2 protein-coding genes are annotated in these 1,471 nt (G+C 65.5%); both read right to left on the reverse strand.

The window, feature by feature from the left end; genetic code table 11:
• Positions 1-304 precede the first annotated feature (304 nt).
• The gene (locus ACZ6D7_RS47240; protein WP_469505085.1) at positions 305-1,006 is read right to left on the reverse strand and encodes a DUF4241 domain-containing protein; all 702 of its coding nucleotides are present in this window, start codon (positions 1,004-1,006) and stop codon (positions 305-307) included.
• 153 nt (positions 1,007-1,159) lie between these two features.
• Positions 1,160-1,471 (reverse strand): ATP-binding protein (locus tag ACZ6D7_RS47245; RefSeq protein ID WP_469505087.1); only part of this gene is annotated, 312 nt, incomplete at its 5' end.

Consider the following 1,471-nt stretch of genomic DNA (forward strand, 5'->3'; position numbering starts at 1 on the left):
CGCGTCAAGCAGCGGTGTTTGTCACCTGGTTGGGGCAGCGTTTGCTGACCATTGGGCGGGGGAATGTCCACGAGAAAGGAAGTCGGTGAATGAGGACGCCCCCCCCCCCTCCGGGCGGCGGGCCGTCGACTGCCTGTTTCTAGCCCCGCTGGTACAGGTCAGGTGTCACCTATCCGTGCAGCAGTCCCTTCCCGTTCGCGCATACGTCACCGTGACGGAACCGCGAACGGCAGTCTGGGGCTTCGTGCAGCTGCGGCGAACAAGAAGAGCGGCCACCGTCATCGGGTAGCCGTGCTGAATGGTCTCAGGCCAGCGCTTCCATGCCCATGTGACCCATGACGACGATGGAGCTGAGCTCTCCGCTTTCTGTACGACCGAGCCAGGCTACGGAAAGTCCTTCGGTGGCTGAGAAGGTAACGAGGTCTGCGCCCCGGGCTTCATCACGGACCATCTCGAACTCGCCACCGCCCACGCTCTCGGTGTCACGAGACACGAGGGTGCCCGGTGCTGCTGTCCTGCACTGCTCCCAGAACTTGCGGAATGGCGCTGTCAGCGCGGGCCAGGCTGTCGCGTCGGCGAAGCTACCCGTGGAGGTATCCGTGTTGAATCCGACCTCGTCGCCCCGACGAAGGCGTTCGATGTCGTCGCCCGCCGCGAGGCCCATCTCCCAGATCACCACCGTGCCCTCCCGCACGCACAGGCGTGTCGCGGCCACCTCACGGCCGGAGTAGTACTCCCCCATGAACTCATACGGTGCCTCCGTCCATGCCGCATCCACCCTGTATGCACCAGGAGGGATCCGAACCGTGAGCTCCCGCGGCTCACCGTCTTCGTCCTCCAGCCAAGGGGTGTCCACCACGAGCCTGCCGCTTGGCACGCGGATCGACGTCACCCGAGCCACCTCTACCACCTCAACGAACGTCAGTGGATCATCAGGCCGCACCCCCAGCCGGGTGCCCGGCGTGAACACCGCATCGAGATAGGCGCTCACCTCCGGCGCCGCCACCAGTCGACCATCCCCCACGTATGCCACCCTGTGTCCTCACCACGACCCAACCAGAAGTCACGACGATAGGCCCACTCTCGGACATCGCGTCCCGGCCACAGTCGGACCGGCATGTAGGACACCCGGCTCCAGTCCAGAAACAGGCAGCAGCGGTCAGCCAGCCTTGACTGACTCCTCGGCTCGAGCTCGGGTGCTGGCGAGGCGGTAGGAGTCGGTTCCGGTCTCGATGATCGTTCCATTGAAGGTGAGGCGGTCGACGATGGCCGCGCAGAGGCGGGGGTCGGTGAACGTCTTGGTCCAGCCGAACGACTCGTTGGAGGCGATGGCGACGCTGTTCTTTTCCTCGCGTTCGGTCAGGACCTGGAAGAGCAGTTCGGCGCCGCGGCGGTCGAGTTCCATGTGTTGGGTCGGGGACGGGACGCCGTGCACCGTTTCCGGTGTCGGTTTTCCCGTCCCCGCCCGCCG

It is taken from the genome of Streptomyces sp. NPDC041784 (genome assembly GCF_055591025.1).